This window comes from Microbacterium sp. Y547 (assembly GCF_057669785.1).
Window position 1 is genome coordinate 1 of the sequence record NZ_JBYHFN010000020.1, and the last position, 671, is coordinate 671.

The window sequence follows — 671 nt, forward strand, 5'->3', positions numbered from 1 at the left end:
TCTCGCACGCTGCGAGCTACGCGGTTGCGAAGTCGTTCGTGGACCAGGCTGAGCGTGCGGGCACGCTGTCGGGCGAGGCGCTGGCAACGGTGCGTTCGCAGATCGCTGCTGCTGAGGGCTACGGCCCCCACCAGGCGAAGGCCGCGCTCGAGGCTGCCGCTGTCGCGGCCGGCCCCGGTGCTGCCGCTGACGCGCTGCGTGAGCTCGCCGACTCGCTGACCACGTTCGACACCACCACCGAGTCGCGCACCCTCGCCGGCAAGGTCTACCTCTCGGTGTCGGCAACGAACAACGAGCAGGTCCCGGCGAACATCGTCATCACCACCCCCTACGGCTCCAAGACGTTCACCAACGTCGCCGCAGGCAAGACGGTGTCCGTGTCGCTGAACACCCGCCTCGCGTCGGCTCCCGCCGGCGAGGCCACGGTCTCGATGACGTGGACCATCGGTGGCGAAACCGTGACCGACACCAAGACCGCGCCGTTCGGCGCGTTCCCGGTCACCGCGCAGTAATCAACACCCCAGCGGGGTGGGGGTGCGATGACGCACCCCCACCCCGCAACCAGATATACACATCCCGGATCACTGGATCCATCACCCGAAGAACAGGAACATACCCATGAAGAACATGACTGCCACCCGTGTGGGCGCGATGGCATTCGGCACGCTGCT

Annotated in this window: 1 pseudogene; it reads left to right on the forward strand. The window is 67.2% G+C overall.

The annotated features are described in order from the left end of the window. Positions 1–512, forward strand: a pseudogene (locus AC25Y0_RS12955) (hypothetical protein); the annotation flags it as partial. Between the last annotated feature and the right edge of the window lie 159 nt (positions 513–671).